Source organism: Halomonas garicola (assembly GCF_031935715.1).
Classification (GTDB): domain Bacteria; phylum Pseudomonadota; class Gammaproteobacteria; order Pseudomonadales; family Halomonadaceae; genus Vreelandella; species Vreelandella garicola.
Genome location: NZ_JASSZF010000010.1, coordinates 1 through 18,999, shown reverse-complemented (window position 1 = coordinate 18,999; position 18,999 = coordinate 1). Strand labels below are relative to the sequence as shown.

At 55.2% G+C, this 18,999-nt stretch carries 16 protein-coding genes and 4 pseudogenes; 7 read left to right on the top strand and 13 right to left on the bottom strand.

The genetic code is table 11. The annotated features are described in order from the left end of the window. The first annotated feature begins 161 nt into the window (after positions 1 to 161). On the top strand, positions 162 to 1,181 hold the full coding sequence (locus RS027_RS05425) for an isocitrate dehydrogenase (protein WP_311954903.1): 1,020 nt from the start codon (positions 162 to 164) through the stop codon (positions 1,179 to 1,181). After that, positions 1,160 to 2,092, top strand: coding sequence for an NAD(P)-dependent oxidoreductase (locus tag RS027_RS05420; protein WP_311954956.1), 933 nt, complete (start codon positions 1,160 to 1,162; stop codon positions 2,090 to 2,092). Before RS027_RS05425 ends, RS027_RS05420 begins: the two co-directional genes overlap by 22 nt. Positions 2,093 to 2,122: 30 nt before the next feature. Here RS027_RS05420 and RS027_RS05415 read toward each other — a convergent pair whose 3' ends face one another. From RS027_RS05415 to RS027_RS05405, 3 genes are all read right to left on the bottom strand, one after another. Then, complete coding sequence (locus RS027_RS05415; RefSeq protein WP_311954902.1) at positions 2,123 to 2,899, bottom strand: ZIP family metal transporter; 777 nt, start codon at positions 2,897 to 2,899, stop codon at positions 2,123 to 2,125. A 68-nt stretch (positions 2,900 to 2,967) separates the two neighbouring features. Next, complete coding sequence (locus RS027_RS05410) at positions 2,968 to 3,996, bottom strand: CNNM domain-containing protein (RefSeq protein ID WP_311954901.1); 1,029 nt, start codon at positions 3,994 to 3,996, stop codon at positions 2,968 to 2,970. Positions 3,997 to 4,097: 101 nt separating this feature from the next. After that, entirely contained in the window at positions 4,098 to 4,472 is a 375-nt protein-coding gene (locus RS027_RS05405) for a DUF6746 family protein (RefSeq protein ID WP_311882911.1), read from the bottom strand. A 313-nt stretch (positions 4,473 to 4,785) separates the two neighbouring features. On the opposite strand from RS027_RS05405, the gene RS027_RS05400 reads away from it, so the two are divergent. After that, positions 4,786 to 6,033, top strand: coding sequence for a dicarboxylate/amino acid:cation symporter (locus RS027_RS05400; protein WP_311954900.1), 1,248 nt, complete (start codon positions 4,786 to 4,788; stop codon positions 6,031 to 6,033). Between the two features lie 222 nt (positions 6,034 to 6,255). Here RS027_RS05400 and RS027_RS05395 read toward each other — a convergent pair whose 3' ends face one another. Together RS027_RS05395 and RS027_RS05390 are read right to left on the bottom strand one after the other, a co-directional pair. Continuing rightward, the gene (locus tag RS027_RS05395) at positions 6,256 to 6,729 is read right to left on the bottom strand and encodes a HEPN domain-containing protein (RefSeq protein WP_311954899.1); all 474 of its coding nucleotides are present in this window, start codon (positions 6,727 to 6,729) and stop codon (positions 6,256 to 6,258) included. A 110-nt stretch (positions 6,730 to 6,839) separates the two neighbouring features. Next, complete coding sequence (locus RS027_RS05390; RefSeq protein WP_311954898.1) at positions 6,840 to 7,229, bottom strand: hypothetical protein; 390 nt, start codon at positions 7,227 to 7,229, stop codon at positions 6,840 to 6,842. 243 nt (positions 7,230 to 7,472) lie between these two features. Here RS027_RS05390 and RS027_RS05385 point away from each other — a divergent pair. After that, positions 7,473 to 9,025: pseudogene (locus RS027_RS05385) on the top strand (IS3 family transposase). Between the two features lie 84 nt (positions 9,026 to 9,109). Here the strand turns inward: RS027_RS05385 and ltrA are convergent. The 6 genes from ltrA to RS027_RS05350 form a co-directional block, all read right to left on the bottom strand. Further along, positions 9,110 to 10,375, bottom strand: a complete 1,266-nt coding sequence (gene ltrA / locus RS027_RS05380) for a group II intron reverse transcriptase/maturase (protein WP_311883597.1) — start codon at positions 10,373 to 10,375, stop codon at positions 9,110 to 9,112. A 645-nt stretch (positions 10,376 to 11,020) separates the two neighbouring features. Further along, a protein-coding gene (locus RS027_RS05375) for an IS5 family transposase (protein WP_311954897.1) occupies positions 11,021 to 11,874 on the bottom strand; the annotation gives its coding sequence in 2 pieces (ribosomal slippage) (positions 11,021 to 11,532 and positions 11,532 to 11,874; 855 coding nt in all). A gap of 469 nt (positions 11,875 to 12,343) precedes the next feature. After that, positions 12,344 to 13,660 (bottom strand): phenylacetate--CoA ligase family protein, encoded by a 1,317-nt coding sequence (locus RS027_RS05365; RefSeq protein WP_311954896.1) that lies wholly within the window; start codon positions 13,658 to 13,660, stop codon positions 12,344 to 12,346. Next, positions 13,653 to 14,507: an EamA family transporter gene (locus tag RS027_RS05360; protein ID WP_311954895.1), complete on the bottom strand. Its 855-nt coding sequence runs from the start codon at positions 14,505 to 14,507 to the stop codon at positions 13,653 to 13,655. Before RS027_RS05360 ends, RS027_RS05365 begins: the two co-directional genes overlap by 8 nt. 5 nt (positions 14,508 to 14,512) lie before the next feature. Beyond that, entirely contained in the window at positions 14,513 to 14,908 is a 396-nt protein-coding gene (locus tag RS027_RS05355; protein WP_311882924.1) for an ectoine synthase, read from the bottom strand. Next, a complete protein-coding gene (locus tag RS027_RS05350) occupies positions 14,905 to 15,198 on the bottom strand; it encodes a GNAT family N-acetyltransferase (protein ID WP_376717580.1) in 294 nt (97 codons plus the stop codon). The genes RS027_RS05355 and RS027_RS05350 overlap by 4 nt, the downstream gene beginning before the upstream one ends. A 296-nt stretch (positions 15,199 to 15,494) precedes the next feature. On the opposite strand from RS027_RS05350, the gene RS027_RS05345 reads away from it, so the two are divergent. From RS027_RS05345 to RS027_RS05340, 3 genes and pseudogenes are all read left to right on the top strand, one after another. Next, positions 15,495 to 16,406, top strand: a complete 912-nt coding sequence (locus tag RS027_RS05345) for a LysR family transcriptional regulator (protein ID WP_311954893.1) — start codon at positions 15,495 to 15,497, stop codon at positions 16,404 to 16,406. A gap of 313 nt (positions 16,407 to 16,719) precedes the next feature. After that, positions 16,720 to 16,821: pseudogene (locus RS027_RS13525) on the top strand (IS30 family transposase); the annotation flags it as partial. 1 nt (position 16,822) lies between these two features. Next, a pseudogene (locus RS027_RS05340) lies at positions 16,823 to 17,113 on the top strand (transposase); the annotation flags it as partial. Between the two features lie 255 nt (positions 17,114 to 17,368). On the opposite strand, the gene RS027_RS05335 reads toward RS027_RS05340, so the two are convergent. Beyond that, positions 17,369 to 18,757: an IS1380 family transposase gene (locus RS027_RS05335; protein WP_311954892.1), complete on the bottom strand. Its 1,389-nt coding sequence runs from the start codon at positions 18,755 to 18,757 to the stop codon at positions 17,369 to 17,371. A 138-nt stretch (positions 18,758 to 18,895) separates the two neighbouring features. Next, positions 18,896 to 18,999, bottom strand: a pseudogene (locus RS027_RS05330) (IS5/IS1182 family transposase); the annotation flags it as partial.

The window sequence follows — 18,999 nt, the reverse complement described above, 5'->3', positions numbered from 1 at the left end:
GATTCGTCAAAGGCCTGACGCTGTCTCCCAGCCTAGCAGCAATGCGCCCTGCCGTGGCCGCGGGCCGGCAGGGTGACGTTTTCCGCCCGCTTGGCGTACCATTACGCAGCGTTCGCCGCCGCGCGTTCACCCCCTTCAGCGATCAGTTTAAGGAGCACGAAATGAGCCAGTCTATTGCAGTCATCAAGGGCGACGGCATTGGCCCCGAGATCATGGATGCCACCCTGCGCGTACTCGACGCGCTGGACTGCGGCTTTACCTACGACATCGTTGATGCCGGCCTGGGGGCGCTCGAGCAGCACGGCACGCTGGTTCCCCGGTCCTCGCTGGACGCCATCGAAAAGCACGGCCTGGCGCTCAAGGGCCCGCTGACCACGCCCATCGGCAAGGGGTTTTCTTCGATCAACGTGCAGCTGCGCCGCCACTTTGACCTCTACGCCAACGTGCGCCCGGCGGTCAGCTTTCCCGGCACCCGCTCGCGCTATGACAATATCGACATGATCACCGTGCGCGAAAACACCGAAGGCGCCTACATGTCCGACGGCCAGGAAATGCTCGACGACGGCAATACCGGGATTTCGCAAATCAAGGTAACGCGCAAGGGCTCCGAACGCATCGTCCGCTACGCCTTCGAGCTGGCCAGGAAAAACGGCCGCAAGAAGGTCACCGCGCTGCACAAGGCCAACATCATCAAGACCGCCTCGGGCCTGTTCCTCGACGTGGCCCGGGAAATCGCCAAAGAATATCCGTCGATCGAGTTCGAGGAAATGATCGTGGATAACGCCTGTATGCAGCTGGTGATGGACCCCTACCAGTTCGACGTCGTGGTCACCACCAACCTGTTCGGCGACATCACTTCAGACCTCTGCGCCGGCCTTGTTGGCGGGCTGGGCCTGGCGCCCGGGGCGAACATCGGTGAACACGCGGCCATCTTCGAAGCCGTTCACGGCTCGGCGCCGGACATCGCCGGCAAGAAGATCGCCAACCCCTGCGCCCTGCTGCTGGCCGCCGCCCAAATGCTCGACCACCTGGGGATGAACGACAAGGGCACCGCCATCCGCGAGGGCATCCGCGACGTGCTGGAAAAGCGCCGCGACATGGTCACCCCGGACATGGGCGGCAGCGGCACCACCGATACCTTCGCCGACGCGCTGGTGGAATACGCCACCGCCCGCGCCTGAGACGCCAACCGTCAGGGAGACACGCCATGAGCACACCCCGCCTCGGATTTATCGGCATCGGCCTGATGGGCGCCCCCATGACCCGCCGTCTGCTCGGGGCGGGCTTTGACGTCACCGTATGGAACCGCTCGGCGGACAAGGCCCGCGCGCTCGAAACTGACGGCGCGCGGGTGGCATCAAGCGTTGCCGAGCTCACCCAAAGCGTTGACGTCATCATGCTGTGCCTGGCCAACACCGCCGTGGTGGAAGAGGTGATGTTTGGCGAAGGCGGCGTGGCCGATGCCGGCAGCGCGGAGCAAACGCTGGTGGACTTCTCCAGCAGCGACCCGGCGGCCACTAGGGACTTTGCCCAAAAGCTGCAGGAGGCCTGCGGCATGGCCTGGGTAGACAGCCCGGTCTCCGGCGGCGTTGCCGGCGCCGAGGCCGGCAGTCTCGCCATCATGTGCGGCGGCGAGGCCGAAAGCATGGCCGCGGTTGAGCCGCTGCTGGCCCCGCTTGCCGCCCGCGTCACCCACATGGGGGCGGTGGGCAGCGGCCAGGTCACCAAGGTGTGCAACCAGATGGTGGTGGGCTGCCAGGCGGCGGTGCTGGCCGAAATGGTAGCGCTGGCCGAGTCCAGCGGCGTGGACGCCACCCTGCTGGTGGAGGCGCTATCCGGCGGCTTTGCCGACTCCAAGCCGTTTCAGATCCTCACCCCGCGCATGGCAGCGGCAAACTACGCCGCGCCGCCCTGGCACCTGCGCACCCTGCTCAAGGATCTCGACATGGCGGTGGCCCAGAGCCAGCGCAGCCACAGCGCCACCCCCATGAGCGGCCTGGCCGCCCAGCTGATGCGCACCCACGCCACCCACGGCCACGCCGATGACGACCCGGCAACGCTAGTGAAAAGCTACCGTGCGCCTGAAAGCTGAGCCCGCTCGCGTTATGGGGCGGCTAACCGCTCAACCCAGCCAGACGTCAAGAAACAACATGATCACCAGCCCCAGCGCAAGGCCCAGCGTGGCCTTGTTCTGGTGCCCGCTGCGGTGGGTTTCGGGGATAATCTCATGGCTGATGACGTACAGCATGGCGCCGGCGGCAAATGCCAGCCCCCAGGGCAGCAGCATCTGTGAAAGCGTCACCACGCCGGCGCCAAAAAGCCCGCCCAGCGGCTCAATCAGCCCGGTTAACGTGGCAATACCCACCGCGCGCCAGCGTGAATATCCTTCGCCCATCAGCGCCACGGCTACCGCCAGCCCCTCGGGCATGTTTTGCAGGCCGATCCCGATAGCCAGCGGCATGCCGCCCGTCAGGCCGTTCGCGCCAAAGCCCACGCCCACCGCCAGCCCTTCCGGCAGGTTATGGATAGAAATGGCGAACACGAACAGCCATACCCGGCGCAGGGATGCCGCTTCCGGCCCTTCGCGTCCCTGGGTAAAATGCTCGTGGGGCAGGCGCTCGTTTAACAGAGCAATGGCGCCCATGCCGAACAGAATCGCCAGGCATACGATCAGTGCCGGCACGGCACCGTTGGCATAGTGCTCATCGGCCGCCGCCAGCGCGGGAATAATCAGCGAAAAGAAAGACGCCGCCAGCATGACCCCGGCAGCGAAGCCCAGCGCCAGATCACGAAATGCTCGCCCGGGCGCTTTGCCTGCCAGCACCGGCAGCGCGCCCACGGCGGTCATCATGCCGGCCACCAGGCTGCCCAGAAATCCCAATAAAAGTGTACTTTGCATGATACATCAGCCCGGTTGCCTGCTTTTGCCGTCGCGGCGTGGGCGCGTAGTTTAACGCGCCCGGGGCTTCAGGGCGATTTGCGTGCCCGCTGAATACGCTGCAGCCAGCGCTGGCGGGCGTAGCTCTGCAGGTTGTCCACGCGGTCGGTCTCATCGACGATCTCCTGGCCCAGCAGGGTTTCGAGCACGTCTTCCAGGGTGATCAGCCCCACGAAGCTTCCGTGGGCATCGTAGACCGCGCGCATGTGGTGGTTATCGCCGAGCATGGCGGCAAACGCCTGCTCGACGTTTTGCTCCGCCTCCAGCCGGCCAATGGGATGCATCATCGAGGACATGGTGGCGTCCGGCTCGGCCTGGTACATATCCACCTTGTGCACGTAGCCAAACGCCTGTTCGCCTTCGTCCATCACCGGAAAGCGAGTAAACGGCGCCTGCCCGTATTCCTGCTCGAACTCCTTTACCGTCATGTGCGGCAGCACCGTCTGGCACACGATGCGCGGCGTCATCGCCCGGGACACGGGGATTTCGTGCAGGTTGAGCACGTTGGTAATGGTGCGGGTCTCGTCGGCGTCGAGCACGTTCTTCTCCTGGCCTACCCGGGCCAGCACCTTGATCTCGTCGCGCAGGTCGATGGCGTTTTCTTCCTGCCCGCCCAGACGCCGGGTAATCTGTTCGGACAGCCAGATAAACGGCAGCAGCACGGCGGTCATCACGCGCAGCACCGGCGGCAGCATGACCGCCAGACGCTTCCAGTGGGTAGCGCCCAGGGTCTTGGGGATAATTTCGGAAAATACCAGGATCAAAAACGTCATCACTGCCGAGACCATACCCACCCAGGACTCGCCGAAGACGGCTGCCGCCCGGGCCCCCACGGCCGTGGCGCCTACCGTATGAGCAATGGTATTGAGGGTGAGAATCGCCGCCAGCGGGCGATCAATATTGGCCTTAAGGCGTTCGAGGGAGGCGTGCAGCCCCGGGTTGTCCTCACGCTGGCGGGCAATGAAGCTCGGCGTGATCGACAGCAGGACAGCCTCGAGCACCGAGCACAGAAACGAAAAGCCGATGGCGAAAACGGCAATGATGATCAGCAGCAGCATGGGCCCTCGGCGCGGTCAGGTATCGCGCTGTTATAGACGGCCCGTGCGTTGACCGTCAAGGCCCGGCCGTTGCGATACCGAGCCTTGCTTCCCTCCTCTTCTCAGGGTATCAGGGTCTGTGCCGCTTCCAGGTACGTCTGGCCGCTGTCGGCCACCTGCTCCGGCGCACCGGTTTCCGAGCCCACGTGAACTTCCTCGAGCGATACAGCCATGCCCTCCACCTCATCATCGATTTTCGCCAGGGCGTTTTCCAGCGTATAGCTCAGCTGATGGATCTCGGCCAGCTGCTCGTCGTCCAGCGTATCGGCCTTTAGCAGCTCGGCCAGGCGCTGGTTGCCCTCGGAGAAGTTGGTTACCGCGGCTTCCAGCGTTTCTGCGGGCTTGCCGTCGAAATGATCGGGGCGGTCGTTGTCATCTGCGGCGGCGGTGCCGGTGACCAACAGCGCGGCGAACAGCGTCATGGCAAAATTTTTCATCTTTGTCTCCCGTTGAAAAGCGGTTCTCGTTAACAATAAATCGCGCGGCCGGTGGCCACACAGCGAATGAACAAGGTAAGGCGAACAATTCGCATTAACTATAGTAAACAACGAAAGGCGTAGCGCAAGCGGTTTCGTTCGCCGCAACGCGGGGCTATGATCCAGGTCATGGTTTGCCGTCAACAAACGGCGCCGGCGGCAGTTAACCTCGCTATATCGCTGTAAAAAAGGCGTTTCTTCAGCAGAGCTTGACCGTTAAAATCGCCGCCCTTTAGCGCAAAACAACAGTGATAACCTTCACAGGAGACGCATCATGGCAGCCGGTTCCGCTTTTAATTTCTGGCGACGCATCCCGCTCTGGCAGCGCATTCTTGCCGGCCTGTTTCTGGGCATTGTGGCCGGCGCCCTGATGGGCGAAAACGCCGGCGTGTTCAAGCCGCTGGGGGACATTTTCATTAGCGCGATCAAGATGCTGATCGTGCCGCTGGTGTTTTCCACCCTGGTGGTGGGCATCACCGCCATGCGCGACCCGCAGAAAATGGGCCGCATCGGCGCGCGCACCATTGGGCTTTACCTGCTCACTACCGCCTTTGCCATCGCCATCGGGCTTTTGGCCTCGACGATTTTCCAGCCCGGCGCCGGCGTGGACATGAGCTTTGACAAGCCCATGGAATCCAAGGACGCGCCTTCGCTGGTCGAGATTCTTGTCGACCTTGTCCCGCAGAACCCCATCGACGCACTGGCCGAGGGCAACATCCTGCAGATCATCGTCTTTGCCCTGGGCCTGGGCATTTCGCTGATGCTGATTGGCGAAAGAGGCGAGCCGGTAGTGCGCCTGTTCGAAAGCTTCGCCGAGGCCATGTACAAGCTCACCGAAATCGTCATGGCCTTTGCGCCGTTCGGCGTGTTCGGGCTGATTGCCTTTGTCGCCGGCAACTACGGGCTCGAGGTGCTGCTGCCGCTGGCCAAGGTGATCGGCGTGGCCTATCTCGCAAGTGTGATTCACGTGCTGGTGGTGTACAGCGGGTTTTTGGCGCTGCTTGGCCGGCTCAACCCCAAACGCTACCTGAGCGGCATTCTCGATGCGCTGGTGGTGGCCTACTCCTCGGCGTCGTCCTCGGGCACGCTGCCGGTGTCGATCCGCTGCGCGCAGAAAAACCTCGGCGTCTCCGAGGGCGTCTCGGGCTTTGTGCTGCCGGTGGGTGCGACCATCAACATGGACGGTACCGCCATTTATCAGGGCGTGGTGGCCCTCTTTATCGCCCAGATGCTGGGGGTGGACCTGAGCGTGGCCGACTACGGCATGATCATCCTCACCGGCACGCTGGCCTCCATCGGCAGCGCCGGCGTCCCAGGGGCGGGGCTGATCATGCTCTCGATTGTGCTCTCCCAGGTCGGCCTGCCGCTTGAGGCCATCGCCGTGGTCGCGGGCATCGACCGCATCCTCGACATGGCCCGCACCAGCGTCAACGTCGCCGGCGACCTGATGGTGACCACGCTAGTGGGCAAAAGCGAAGGCGAACTGGACGAAGACGTTTACAACGGCCCGAACCAGGCTTGATAGATTAGTTGGCTTGGTAAGAAAAACGCCCCCTTCGTTGTGCGGTTCATGCAGCGAAGGGGGCGCTTTTCACGTTTAAGGGGGCTTTTTGGGTGGCTCAGCGGTGCGGCGGTGCATTGTTTGGAATATAACGCCTGCATAAACGGCTGCTTTTACGTAGCGAAGCGGAGAAAAAGCCGTCCGGTGGAGACCCTTTGGGTCGGAGCGAATTTGATGAAATTGTTAGGCTTGTACGCTTAGAACATAGGTCTTGACCCACGAAATAAGCCGAACACTTGCCCGTTGCATAACCGATGCAGGGAAATGCGTCAGCGTATGGCCGTAGCGAATTTCGTTCGGGAATTTGGACGCCCCGAACTCCTCTGCTTCAAGCAACTTACCCAGTGTAGCGTCACTGTATTCGTCGGCTGCCTTGATGCCTCGAATGCAACTTGCCGGAATACGCCTGATGACACCCGTTGAAATTTCTCTCTCAATCGAGCAATTCGACACGAGGCCAATTAGTCTTGAGAGGTCATGAGTCTTTGGGACAGAAACACCGGCCTCAGACAAAACATATTTCAGTGCTATCTCGCATGCAACGAGGGCAGTATACAAAGCTGCCCGCTGAGCTTCCTCAGGCAAAGAGTCGCTACGAAGAATCAGAGCACTGGACTCAGCCATAGCTTCGGCAAATTCGAGGTTGTATTCGCTCATAGCTCGTGGGCCTCCCCCTGCCTAACGCCTAAGCTCAGGTGCGCCGGAGCGCGTAGCGCGGAGGGAACCCAAGCCGCGACAGCGGGTTGGGCGTCACCTGCAGCGCCTCGTTAGGCTGTTACGCCTTGATTTTGCTCATATTCAACTGATACCGAGTAATTTTTTAGGACGCGATCATATTTCTCTTTCACGCCGGCTTTTCCAGATATCCAATCATCCTTGGTTAACCCCAGGAGGTAAACACCGATACGCGCTCCATTCTTTAGGATATTCGACCGCCTAAAACCTTCCTCCTCAAATAGGAACTTCCGGTGCAACTTTACAACGGCATCGTTCCCTTCGATTACTTCACAGTTCAATTTATCGAGGCCCAAACCGTCAAAAACAAAATCGATGAATGAGTACTCGAGGCATGAGCCAAGACCACCTCTCGCAGCCTCCGTTAAATAGTATGCCCAATCAGCCTTCTTGTGGAGGCGATCTATTGCATTGACGCTCACCACCCCCAGTGGACAACGTTAAACCACGAAGACAAGTTGTCGCTCATCTTGCTGCAGCCGCTCTATCCAGCGCAGATGTTCCTTCTCGCTGATAACGTGATCCGTATACATCCATTTACGGACATTTTCCTCATTTCTGATAGTTCTAACCATCAGCTGCAATTCGGTTTCCCCCACTGTCACGCTAGTTGGAGTTTCAGCGGCTGTTAGACTCTGAACCATATGGGGCGTGATGAGGTTCCGATGAAGTACTCCGACGAGCGCCGGGAAGCCATCCTCAAGAAGCTGCTCCCGCCGCACAACCGCACGGTGACGGAAGTCGCCCAGGAAGAAGGCATCTCCGCGGCGACGCTGTACCACTGGCGCAAGAAGGCTCGGCAAGCAGGCCGTTTGCTACCTGACCAGGGCGATGATCCCGAGGGATGGAGCTCGCAGGACAAGTTCCACGCCGTGCTGGAGACGGCGGCTATGAGCGAAGCCGAGCGTGCCGAGTATTGCCGCCAGCGTGGCCGCTACCCCGAGCAGATCCAGCGCTGGCGGGCGAGCTGCGAAGGCGCCAACGACCGGAGTGATGCCGCCTCCAGGCAGCAGGGTGAAGCCCGCAAGGCGGACCGCCGGGAGAACAAGGAGCTCAAGCGTGAGCTCCGCCGCAAGGAGGCCGCCCTCGCGGAAACCGCGGCGCTGCTGACGTTGAGAAAAAAGGCCCGAGCGATCTGGGGGGACGAGGACGAATGATCAGCACCGCAGATCGCCAGGACGCCGCACAGCTGATCGATGAGGCGCGTGCCGAGGGAGCCCGCCTGCAAGCCGCGTGCGCAGCGCTCGGCATCGGCACCAACACCTACCGCCGTTGGGTGCGGGGTGATCAGGATCGCCGGCCTCAGGCCGTGCGACCTGTCCCGCGCCATGCCCTGTCGCCTGAGGAACGTCAGCAGGTGCTGGAGATCTGCCATCGTCCTGAGTTCGCCAGCCTGCCGCCCGGGCAGATCGTGCCGCGGCTGCTGGACGACGAAGGCCGCTACGTGGCGTCAGAGTCCAGCTACTACCGCATCCTCCGGGCGCATGGCGAGCAGCACCACCGTGGCCGCGCTCGTGCCCCACGTCCCCAGGGCGATCCTCAACGACACCGGGTGACACGCCCCAATGCCTGTTGAAGCTGGGACGTGACCTACTTACCGACCCCGGTGCGTGGGCAGTTTTACTACCTGTACATGATCGTCGATATCTACAGCCGCAAGATCGTCGATGCCGAGGTCTTCGACCAGGAATCCATGGCCAACAGCAGCGAGGTCATCCAGCGTGCCGTGCTGCGCGAAGGCTGCATCAACCAGCCACTGGTATTACACGCCGACAATGGCTCCGCCATGAAAGGCTCGACGCTCCAGGCGACGCTGCAGCGGTTAAACATCACCCCGTCGTACAGCCGCCCCCGGGTCTCCAACGACAACGCCTTCTCGGAGTCGCTGTTCAGGACCTGCAAGTACCGGCACGACTACCCGATGGATGGCTACGAGAGCCTGTCAGCGGCGCAGCAATGGGTGACGCGATTCGTGCACTGGTACAACCACGAGCACCGCCACAGCGCCATACGGTTCGTCACCCCGGGTGAGCGGCATGCCGGCCAGGATAACGAGGTGCTGGCAAGGCGAGAGGCCATCTATGCCGAGGCGAAACGACAACATCCCGGGCGGTGGAGCAGCGCCACCCGCAACTGGACACCGCGCCGTACGGTCTGGCTGAACCCGGACCGAGAAGACCCGCTGGTTCAACGCGATCAGCGATTAGAAGCCGCCTGATTACAGGGTCGAGTAGCCCGAGGGAACCGCCCCCTCAGGCTCTCACAGAACCGTACGTGAACCTCTCGATTCATACGGCTCCTCCTATCCAACCTTCTTCGAGTAGACGAACTCCCAGTGCGCAAAGAGAGTTGGCTGTGCTTCACGGACCTTCTTTACCCAAGCCCATGACCGGCGCTTGTGCCCTCTCAAACGCTTGTACTTGTTGCGTGCCCAACGGCCCAGACGGAGGTCGATCTTCACCAGCGCTCGTTCCAGAGGCTGCGGATAGAACTTTCCATAATATGTCACCCAACCTCGCACCATGGGGTTGAGCCAATCCGCCAGTTGACGAAGGTCTGCCCATGTCGCTCGATTGATATTCATACGTCGGAGCGTTTCATGTATCCGCTTAAGTGCCTTGCGGCTCACCCCGGGGTTGAACCCAGTAAATAGATTTCCCTGCTTGTCCTGCACGGTTCTAGCGTGGAAGCTGAACCCCAGAAAATCAAAGCGAGTATGCGGGTGACCACCCTTTCGGCGGCCGTCTTTGCAGTACACCACTTTAGTCTTCTCAGGATGCAATTCCAGGCGGCATTCGCTCATTCTGTAATGCAAGGCGGTCAGCAGCGCCTCTGCCTCCTCCTTTGTCCGACAGTGGCAGACCACATCATCGGCGTACCTTTCAAAGGGAAGATGAGGAAACGTGCGTGCCATCCAGGCATCAAAGGCATAATGCAGGAAAAGGTTCGCCAATATTGGTGAAATGACACCGCCTTGCGGCGTGCCTCTATCCCTCTCTACTTTCGACCCATCTTCCTGCATCACTGGGGCTTTTAGCCATCTGCGAATATAAAGGCGAATCCAGGGCTCAGGCACATGCTTCTCCACCGCTTTCATCAGTAGATCATGGTCGATGGTATCGAAGAATGCCTTCATATCCAGATCTACCACCCAGTCATATCGCCAGCAGTTTCGACGTGCTTGCATCACCGCCTGGTGTGCACCACGCCCTGGGCGATAGCCGAATGACGACGTGTGGAAGAGTCTTTCGAGCCTGGGCTCCAGGATCATCTTTACTGCCATCTGCGCAACCCTGTCGCCGACCGTAGGAATCCCCAGCGGCCTGAACTGCCCATCACCTTTCGGTATCAGAACTTGGCGAACAGGTGCAGGATGATAGCTGCCCGAACTCATGCGGTTCCACAACTTGTACAGATTGGGACCAAGCTTATCCTGAAAGGCTGGGATGCTCTCCTTGTCGACGCCCGGCGCACCTTTGTTGGCCGCCACGCGTTTCCAGGCCTCCCAGAGCGTCCGCTTGGGTATCTCGAAGGGTTTTGCCATCACACGAAGGTCATCCTGCCTCATGACAGTTGCCTCCTTGCTCAGGCTGGATAGGGCCGTGCCTTCGCTCCAAGGCCATTACAGCCTTTTCATCGCTACTACGCACGACTCCGCCCCTGTACGTCGCATTGGTACTCAGATTCTCTCAGGGTTTCTGATTGAATCGCTCCCTTGGCATCGACGTGACAGGTTCCCCTGTTCCGTATCTGCGCCTGAATAACGGTCACGCCACCTCTATGCCGGATACCGCCAGGCCCACGTTCAGGTTGCCGCCTGACTTGTCCTGGGGCATTGGAAAGACCCCAGTTTTGATATCGGTTGCAATTATCGACACTTCGTCGGTGGTTCACTTTCGTTCGTCTCCGCTATTCACACCTGACAAGGTCTCGCCTTGCCTTTTCCACTGACGCTCACCACCGACGCTCTTGACGCCAGCAGCTCAGGGTGGTTTGGACACACCGCCTGATCGGCGTATCCGAGGGGCCCGCCCTCATCACAGATACAGCATGACTGGCACGTTACTCATGCTCAGCCTTCAGGGCACACTTCCAACAAGCTTGACAGGCATCGGTTTCTAGCGATGTCAAGGGTACAAGTACTACCGCCCGATGATTTTTTGTGCTCACTACGAAGCTCCCTTTTGTATGCAATGTTGCCGCCTAACAGGTATTAGGTTTTGTCTGAAAAGTCTGCACGCAAGCACCGATCTATGCAGGCTAGGCATACCATCGCTTTGAAGCTGCTGGCGAGTTTGTCGTAACGCGTGCAGATTCGACGGAGTTCCTTGATCCAGCCAATGCAGCGCTCAATGATATTCCTCTCTCGGTATAGGGGCTTGTCGAAGCCCCTGGGCAGTCCGGGGCGTGGCTTGCGGTGCATCTGGCGTTTGGCGATGATCGGCTTCATCCGATGGCGATCGCAGTAGCGGCGCAGCGCCTCACTGTCATAGCCTTTATCCGCCACGATGAAACGGCAACGCTTCCTTGGCCGCCCCCGGGAGCCGGGCAGGTGGATCTGCTCCAGGGTAGACATAAAATGGCGACTATCCGCCTCCTGCCCTGGTGATACGGTGAACGTTAGTGGCCAGCCATGGCGGTCGCACACCATGTGAATCTTGGTGCTCAGGCCACCACGGCTGCGTCCCAGCGCATGGTCTACGGGTTCTTCCGATCCCCCTTTTTGCCACCTCCCGAGGCGGCACGTGTGGCGCGGATCGATGTGGCATCAACCATCCAGGTGTCGAGATCCATCAGCCCATCCTCACGCAGCCTGAACTGGAGGCGCTCCAGCACCGCCTCGAACGTGCCGTCATCGCGCCACAGGCGGAAGCGGTCATAGACCGTCTTCCAAGGACCATACCGCTCCGGGAGATCACACCACTTCGCGCCGGAGCATAGGATCCAGAAGATTCCGTTCAACATCTGGCGGTCATCTCGGCGTGGACGACCCATGGGCTGAGGAGGTGACACGATGTCTTCGACCATCTGCCAGCTTGCGTCGGAGAGTTCGTAGCGTCCTACCATTTGCCATGCTCCACCTATGCAGCTGCGACATCGGCTAGATTAGCAAATCCGACTTTTCAGACAAAACCTAACGGGGGGACCACTGTTGGTGGGCAAGATCAGACATCACATGCCGCCTCCGCACTCCAGCGAGCACGATCCAACAGGCACTGCACGCCATCGGGAGTGGCATCACCGAGCCACTCGGCCAAATGCTAGCTATTCTTGCGTTCGCACTGACCGAGCAGTCCCTGAAGGTAACGTAAGGCACGATCAAGTGTCTCGGATCGCACAAAGAGCGGGCCTAACCGCGCTGCCAGGTCATCCAATAATGCTGAAAAAGAGAAATCCAGTTCTTGCACCTTTTACCCTGTAATTGCTTCCATATCAACCACATGCATTGTAGCTTATACAGTTACGGCTGTAGTACTAAGTTGACTGCATCTCTTAAAGATTGGATATAACCTATATGCTCGTAAAGAATATGATCTCAGACGATATAGCCTGATCCCGCATTCTCACGCTTGTCATTGACAGTTTGTCGCTTTGATGTAAATCGCTCCAAAACACCTGGGTTGTACATTTTCACATCTATATAAATTCCTAACTCATCCTTTAAATATTTCTTGAGATTTTCTGAAACATTGTAAATATGGGATCTTTCAAGATTGTGTTTTCCTCGTGCTAGCTCCACATTGAGAATAACATTATCTGAAAACCCACGCCTTTCTATTTCCAACAAGTAATATGGCGATAGGTCTGAATAGTTGCATAAAACAGCCCCCACTTGGCTTGGGAATATATTAACCCCTTTGACAATCAGCATGTCATCAGACCGAGAGGCTATACGTTCCACCCATACACCATAAAGCCCATTTCTCTTTATAATACGAGTAATGTCACCAGTTCTATATCTTATAAGCGGAATCGCTTCTTTCAAAAAACTCGTAATCACTAACTCTCCATAACATCCATCAGGGACTAATTCACCTTTTTCGTTCACAATCTCCACATAAAAATGATCACCCCACAATATAAGGCTGTCACTATCATCCGGGTCTTCAATCCCAACACCTGGCCCCATTATTTCTGACAAGCCATATATATTCACAGCTTTAATACCAAGTCTTTTTTCTATTTGACTTTTCATGTTGTCTGGCCATGGTTCGGCCCCCATAAAACCTAGTCTTAGAGGACTTTTCGCAATGTCAAAATTTATTTTTTCTGATTCATCAGAAAGATGCATTGCAAAGGAAGGGGTGCTCAAAAGAACGGTGGCTCCAAGGTCTCGTAATAGGTCTATCTGTTTTGCTGTTTTTCCAGTAGAAGCAGGTATCAAAGTTGCGCCGCTAGCTTCAACTCCAAGCTGAAGACCTAGGCCACCGGTAAACATCCCGTACCCAAACGAGTTAAGTACAATGTCCTCTTTTGATAACCCATGCATCATTAGACAGCGAAGAACAAGTGCTCCCCAGTTCCTAATGTCATTCTTGGTATATCCAACAATCTTTGGCTTACTTTTTGTGCCACTTGAAGAATGAATCCTAATGACTTCAGAAGTCGGAACGGCGAATAATCCATAAGGGTAATTATCTTGGAAATCTGCTTTCGTAGTAAATGGAAGGGATTCTATATCATTCAAAGAGGTAACATTTTGATATGATACGTCGAAATCCAGGAGTTTTGACTGATAAACTGAACCACCGAAATGAATCCTCTTCAGAGCATTCGAAATACAGTTCACATAATATTCTTCCAGAATATGGTTTGAATTTTTCTCCCCATTGAAATCTGAAATTTCAAACATTGCTATTACCTCCCAAAGTCAGAGCAACGATACTTGAAATAGAAAAAACGATACCTAAAACTCTAATACGGCTAACTCTTTCCTTAAGGTATATCACACCGAGAATCACAGGAATTAGAGGGTACATTGAAATAATCAGAACACTAATTATAACTAACTGTCCTTCTTTAGCGATAGTATAGAGAACAAGACCAAGAGCGCTTGTTGCACCGGCAAACATAGCTTTTCTTGCCTGACTCCTGGTCACCTCAAAAATACTAGGCTTTGCATAGGGAAAAATTGCTGTGGCGCCAACAAACATACTCACTGCGACAGCAGCTAAGGCTCCTGAAGAAGGTACATTCCCTAATGTTACTAATTGACATGCAAATCCAAGCCCAGAAAAAATAGCTTGACTAACTCCACCTTTTTTCCGCTCAGTTATATAGTTACTATTAGAATGATCAGTATTCAAAGTCATAAGTATAATTGCTGGGATTGAAAAAACAATCCCTAGACTACTGAATAAACCAATACGTTCGCCAAGAAATAAAATGGATATAATTAGAGAGAAAACTACCATTGAAACGCCGCTAAGCGGGACAATGGCACTAACGGCACCAGTACTCATGCCTCGATAAAGAAAAATTGCGCCCCATGCTGAAGCAATACCTGACAACGCCCCCCAATAAAGAGAACTAAAGGTAAAATTAGAGAAAAAAATAGCGGCCATTAATACTATTAAAAAACCGCCCATATGTGTAAAGAAGCTTATCTTCTTCACCTCATAATGCCTAGACAACATACCATTTATAAAGTGAGTAAGCCCTAGACACGCCATTGCTATAATTGAAATAAAAATAGACAATCCGTCTACTCCACCAGGTCATCTATTGGAGGATACCCCCCTGCTTCATCATGTACCTCATCGCCTCTTGTCGGTGGCGTGAAAATACAGATCCCCCGCAGATCAGTAATGGCATGCAACTCATGCCCATCACCGATACTCAGGTAATAACACACCCCCGGATATAGCACGTGCCTGACTCCACTAAAAAAGTCATCAACATACCCAGTTCCAGAAATTATATAAACAAATTCTTCTTGATACTTGTAACAAATATTTAAAGTTTCACCAGAGCGTATGATCGTATCATGCACCGAATATATAGCGCCGTCATCACTAACAAGAAGTCTATAGCTATCAAAGTGATGATTATCTACATGCTGAAAAGATTTCCTTATCTTATCCTTGCTCCACACCCTCATTTAGCCAACTCCTCTTTCCTTTCAAGTCGTATCAGAGTTTCTTTATGATGATTGCTAAAAAAATCGCATTCTAAAAATAAATATTTTTGAGTTATATTAGCGTTATAAGTTTTGGCAAGTGATATCAACGTGTTGTATGCTGCATCATTACCAATATCAATTGTAGCTTCAAATGCCCTAACATTTTCGCCTAAACTATCGATCAATCTTTTCACTAAAGCAAAACCCAAACCATAACTTCTTACATCAGGATCAACAGCTATCTGCCACAAAAAAAAGTGTCTTGCCATCGGGTCTGATATATGCAAGTATGTAACCAAATAATTTATTCCCAGACTTGGCCATCAGAGATGTATTTCTGAAATCTCGCGACCAAACAAGATAAAAATACTCAGGACACAAATCCAAATCATCATTGCATGCTGCCATTCGAAACAAGCTTTTAGCATCACCTACCGACGGATGCTCGAATCTAATTCCACTTTGGTTCATTGCAACACCTGATTAATTTCTGTTTGATTTAGGATGCCGCAAAAATTAGGATATATAAAATCAATCCACGTCATCTTTAATATGAGGTGATTCGATGAGCAAAAAAAATGAAATAACCCTGTCACAGCTTCGCGCTTTCAAAAGTGTTGCAGATACACAATCTTACACTAAAGCTGCCTCATGTATGGGAGTAAGCCAGTCGGGCATAAGTCACTCTTTAAAAAGGCTTGAGGATTTTTTTGAGACTCCACTTTTTTCCTACAATGGACGAAACATTTCTGGACTTACTCCTGTCGGAATCGAACTATATACTTGTTCTGAAGACATTATAGTAGAACTAAACAATATTAATACACTTGCAGATTTTTCCAGAAGCTCGCCCAAGGAACGGCTTAATATCGCTTCAATCAATAGCGTTGCCACATCATATCTAAACAATATAAAGAACAAAAAAGTTGAGGGCTGTATTGGAAACATACTCACTGGTTTTGAGCATGAAGTTGAAAGGTGGGTCGTGGATGGAATAGCTGATGTCGGATTTACAACTGATATTTCAAATACTGTCTCGCAAAAGTGGAAAGGGACGTTTTATGGGAAAGTTGCATTCCAAGACGAGCTTGTTGTGGTGGTCCCCAAAGAACACCCTCTAGCTAGTAACCTTGAGGTTTCCCTTGATCAAGCTAGTGACTTCCCACTAATAATTTCTTCAGGTGGATGCGAGGATTTAGTATATAAATTTTTCGAAGAATCAGGGGTTTCACGAAATGAACTTTTGATTCGCTTATGGGTTAATAATTTCAGCACTTTAATTCAAATGGTTAGAAGTGACATTGGCGCCTCTATTGTTCCTAGACTTGCACTACGCAAGGAAGACAGTAGAGGCATTGAGACACTAAGCCTAAAGCCTAGCTTGTATAGATCTATCATAGTTTTCGGACTGACGATAAATATGGATCGTCCTGAGGTAAAATATTTCTTCGAAAACTTCAAGAGCGAGTCAAAATAATTACTAATAATGAAATAAAACAGGCGATAAATTAGCCTATTTGAAAAATCACATTGTTGATGCGCCTGATAACTTTATTCTGCGGAAGAGCACTCAACAATTACTAAGAAGTACCCGCATGAAGATAAACATGTATAAATATCGAGGCACCTATAGCGAATAGGGTGATTTTCCTGAATTCACGACACGTACCGATATCTGAAACAGCGTACTTAGATTCATAAAATAACTACAACCATTTGGACCACAAGATAGAAGCAGGAGGGTCTGCACCGTTGCCCTCCCTGCTTTACCGACCAAAGTGAAGCAGAACATGGGATTCCGACAGCTGACCCAGACACAACGATACCAGATTTACGCTCGTGATGACTTAGATATGAGCCAGCGGCAGATCGCTAGAGAGCTCGGGCTCCACGGCAGACAAGGGTTACGACAGCAATGCATTACGACATTACTGCACACGTTACGGCATGCGCCCGATTATCCCCCGACGCCTTTTGGATCGACGCCCACGGCCAGTCCTACCGCATCAGTTTGACCGGCCCAAGTATCGCCAGCATAATATGGTAGAGTGGCTCTTTGGCTGGCTCAAGGAAAAACGCCAACTTAATACTCGGTACGATAAGCTCGCCAGCAGTTACAGAGCGATGGTGACGCTGGCTTGCATTGAGCGGTGTATGAGAGTCGACTTTTCAGACAAAACCTAATTGTTTAGTCCCGAGGTGTAGTGGTCTATCCCGCCTATTTCATCACAGCCTTCGCCGAGCGGCATTTCGGGGCTTCCCGACGGTGCTGACTGAGTGACCGCTGAATTCCGTCTCCGAACAGCGCGGCATTGATAGCCTTTAGTTTTCATTTCTGTCGATTTTATTGCCCTCAGCTATTGATCGCTGTCGATCGGCCACGGGCGATGCTCGGCGAGACGCCGATCTCGGTAGCTATTCGTGCTGTCGTGGCGTGAGCTACGCTAAGGCGCCCCATCGGGGTAGCGCCTTCAGCGCCGAGGGCCACCATCGGTTTGCGGCGGCGCCCAGCCGCAGCGTGATCTGCCGGGCGTGCACCGTGATCGTCGCCGCGACCTTGAGCAGTTGCTCTCGCAGCCGTATCAGGCTCCAGCCCTGCTGCGTCTGACCCTCGATCAGGCAGCGCAGCCCATGCAAGACCTGGTAGGCGCAGAGACTCAGCAACAGGTTGACCTGGTTGCGTGCCATCACGTCCTGCACCGTGGAGGCGCCGCGATCCGTCGACGAGAGGTGAACGTTGAGGGCCGACTTCAGCTCCCCCATGTGGGCCTCGGCCTTGCCACGCTTGCGGTACAGCGCTAACACCGTCTCCGGTGGATAATCGAGCTTGTTGAGGTTGGTGACCAGGAAGAAGGCGTGGAACAACAGATTGTCGGGATTCTCCTGAACCACCAGCACCACGCGGCGCGGTGACGCCCAACTCTCCGCCTGGTATTCCAGGTCATGGCACCATTCGCGGGGTGTCTCGGGCGGTCTGCCAGGCGGCCGGGTGAGGTAAGGCTCTGCCTTGGCCTGCAATACCGAGTTGCTCTTCAGCCTCCCCAGATAGGCGATGTCCCGGGCGTCCATGGCACGCAGCGTCTCGCCATCGGTGAAGCCGGCATCCAGGCGCACCCGGATCTGCGCCACGTCCAGATTCAGGCCTTCCGCCATGCGCTGCACCAGATGGGGAATCCAGGTATCGGCATCCTCGGCCGGTCCGACATTGCCCTCGCGCAACAGGCCGCCCAGCATGTCGCCGGTCTCGGCGATGGAGGCAATCAGCGGCGAGTAAATGCGGGCCCTGGCATAGCGATTGAAGGCGGAGCCACCTTGGTGACCAAAGACCTCGATCGGCAGGCCGTCAATATCCAGGGTCAAGTGCTTGGGCCGTTTACCGCTGTATAGCGAGCGCAGTCGCCAGATGGCCAGGCGCAGCAAGCCCTCGTGGAGCGTATCGATGTTGTCATCCATCCCCAGACAGCCGAGTAGCCGTGACAGGGTCGCTTGGGAGGGACACGCCTGGCCCAGGGGGGTCAGTCCACGGGCATCGCTACATGCCAAGTGCCAGAGCGGGTCCTGCTGGAGCGTGCCGGTATCGCTCAGGTCGTACCAGCCCATGGCGCGCTGGAGCACCACGGTGCGGATCTGACGGGCCAACGAATGGCGGACCCGCAGCGGGTCACGCGGGTCGATGAGGTGGTCTTCCATGGCCTCGATGACACCGCTGCGATCGAGGGCTTCACGGAGCAACAAGGTGCCGGCATCACTGGTGGTCGCGGCGCCGCTGAGCTGGACGTTGATGGAGCCGTTGCAGGAGGGCGACCAGGTCGTTAGGGTTTCACCCATGGCGGTTGGTCCTCTGGAATCAGGCTCTTGGTCGAATTTTCTGATTTATCAAGAGGATACCATCCGCCATCTTCTTTTCCAGGACTGCCCGGTGAATATCCAGGGATCATGTGCAATACCCTAGGGCCTGTTGACGTTTCACATTGGTAGCCATAAAAAGCCGCATGCCAAGGCCACCATGCTTTCGTAATTTCGTTTGAGCTTATCGTAGCGCGTCGCAATGGCGCGATACGGTTTCAATC

What these genes read in the sequence shown, in the direction of transcription:
- RS027_RS05425 (WP_311954903.1), top strand. Translation starts at nt 162, where the DNA reads ATGAGCCAGTCTATTGCAGTCATCAAGGGCGACGGCATTGGCCCCGAG.
- RS027_RS05355 (WP_311882924.1), bottom strand. Translation starts at nt 14,908, where the DNA reads ATGAGGGTGTGGAGCAAGGATAAGATAAGGAAATCTTTTCAGCATGTA.
- RS027_RS05350 (WP_376717580.1), bottom strand. Translation starts at nt 15,198, where the DNA reads ATGGCAAGACACTTTTTTTTGTGGCAGATAGCTGTTGATCCTGATGTA.
- RS027_RS05335 (WP_311954892.1), bottom strand. Translation starts at nt 18,757, where the DNA reads ATGGGTGAAACCCTAACGACCTGGTCGCCCTCCTGCAACGGCTCCATC.
- RS027_RS05365 (WP_311954896.1), bottom strand. Translation starts at nt 13,660, where the DNA reads ATGTTTGAAATTTCAGATTTCAATGGGGAGAAAAATTCAAACCATATT.
- RS027_RS05400 (WP_311954900.1), top strand. Translation starts at nt 4,786, where the DNA reads ATGGCAGCCGGTTCCGCTTTTAATTTCTGGCGACGCATCCCGCTCTGG.
- RS027_RS05345 (WP_311954893.1), top strand. Translation starts at nt 15,495, where the DNA reads ATGAGCAAAAAAAATGAAATAACCCTGTCACAGCTTCGCGCTTTCAAA.
- RS027_RS05395 (WP_311954899.1), bottom strand. Translation starts at nt 6,729, where the DNA reads ATGAGCGAATACAACCTCGAATTTGCCGAAGCTATGGCTGAGTCCAGT.
- RS027_RS05405 (WP_311882911.1), bottom strand. Translation starts at nt 4,472, where the DNA reads ATGAAAAATTTTGCCATGACGCTGTTCGCCGCGCTGTTGGTCACCGGC.
- RS027_RS05410 (WP_311954901.1), bottom strand. Translation starts at nt 3,996, where the DNA reads ATGCTGCTGCTGATCATCATTGCCGTTTTCGCCATCGGCTTTTCGTTT.
- RS027_RS05415 (WP_311954902.1), bottom strand. Translation starts at nt 2,899, where the DNA reads ATGCAAAGTACACTTTTATTGGGATTTCTGGGCAGCCTGGTGGCCGGC.
- ltrA (WP_311883597.1), bottom strand. Translation starts at nt 10,375, where the DNA reads ATGAGGCAGGATGACCTTCGTGTGATGGCAAAACCCTTCGAGATACCC.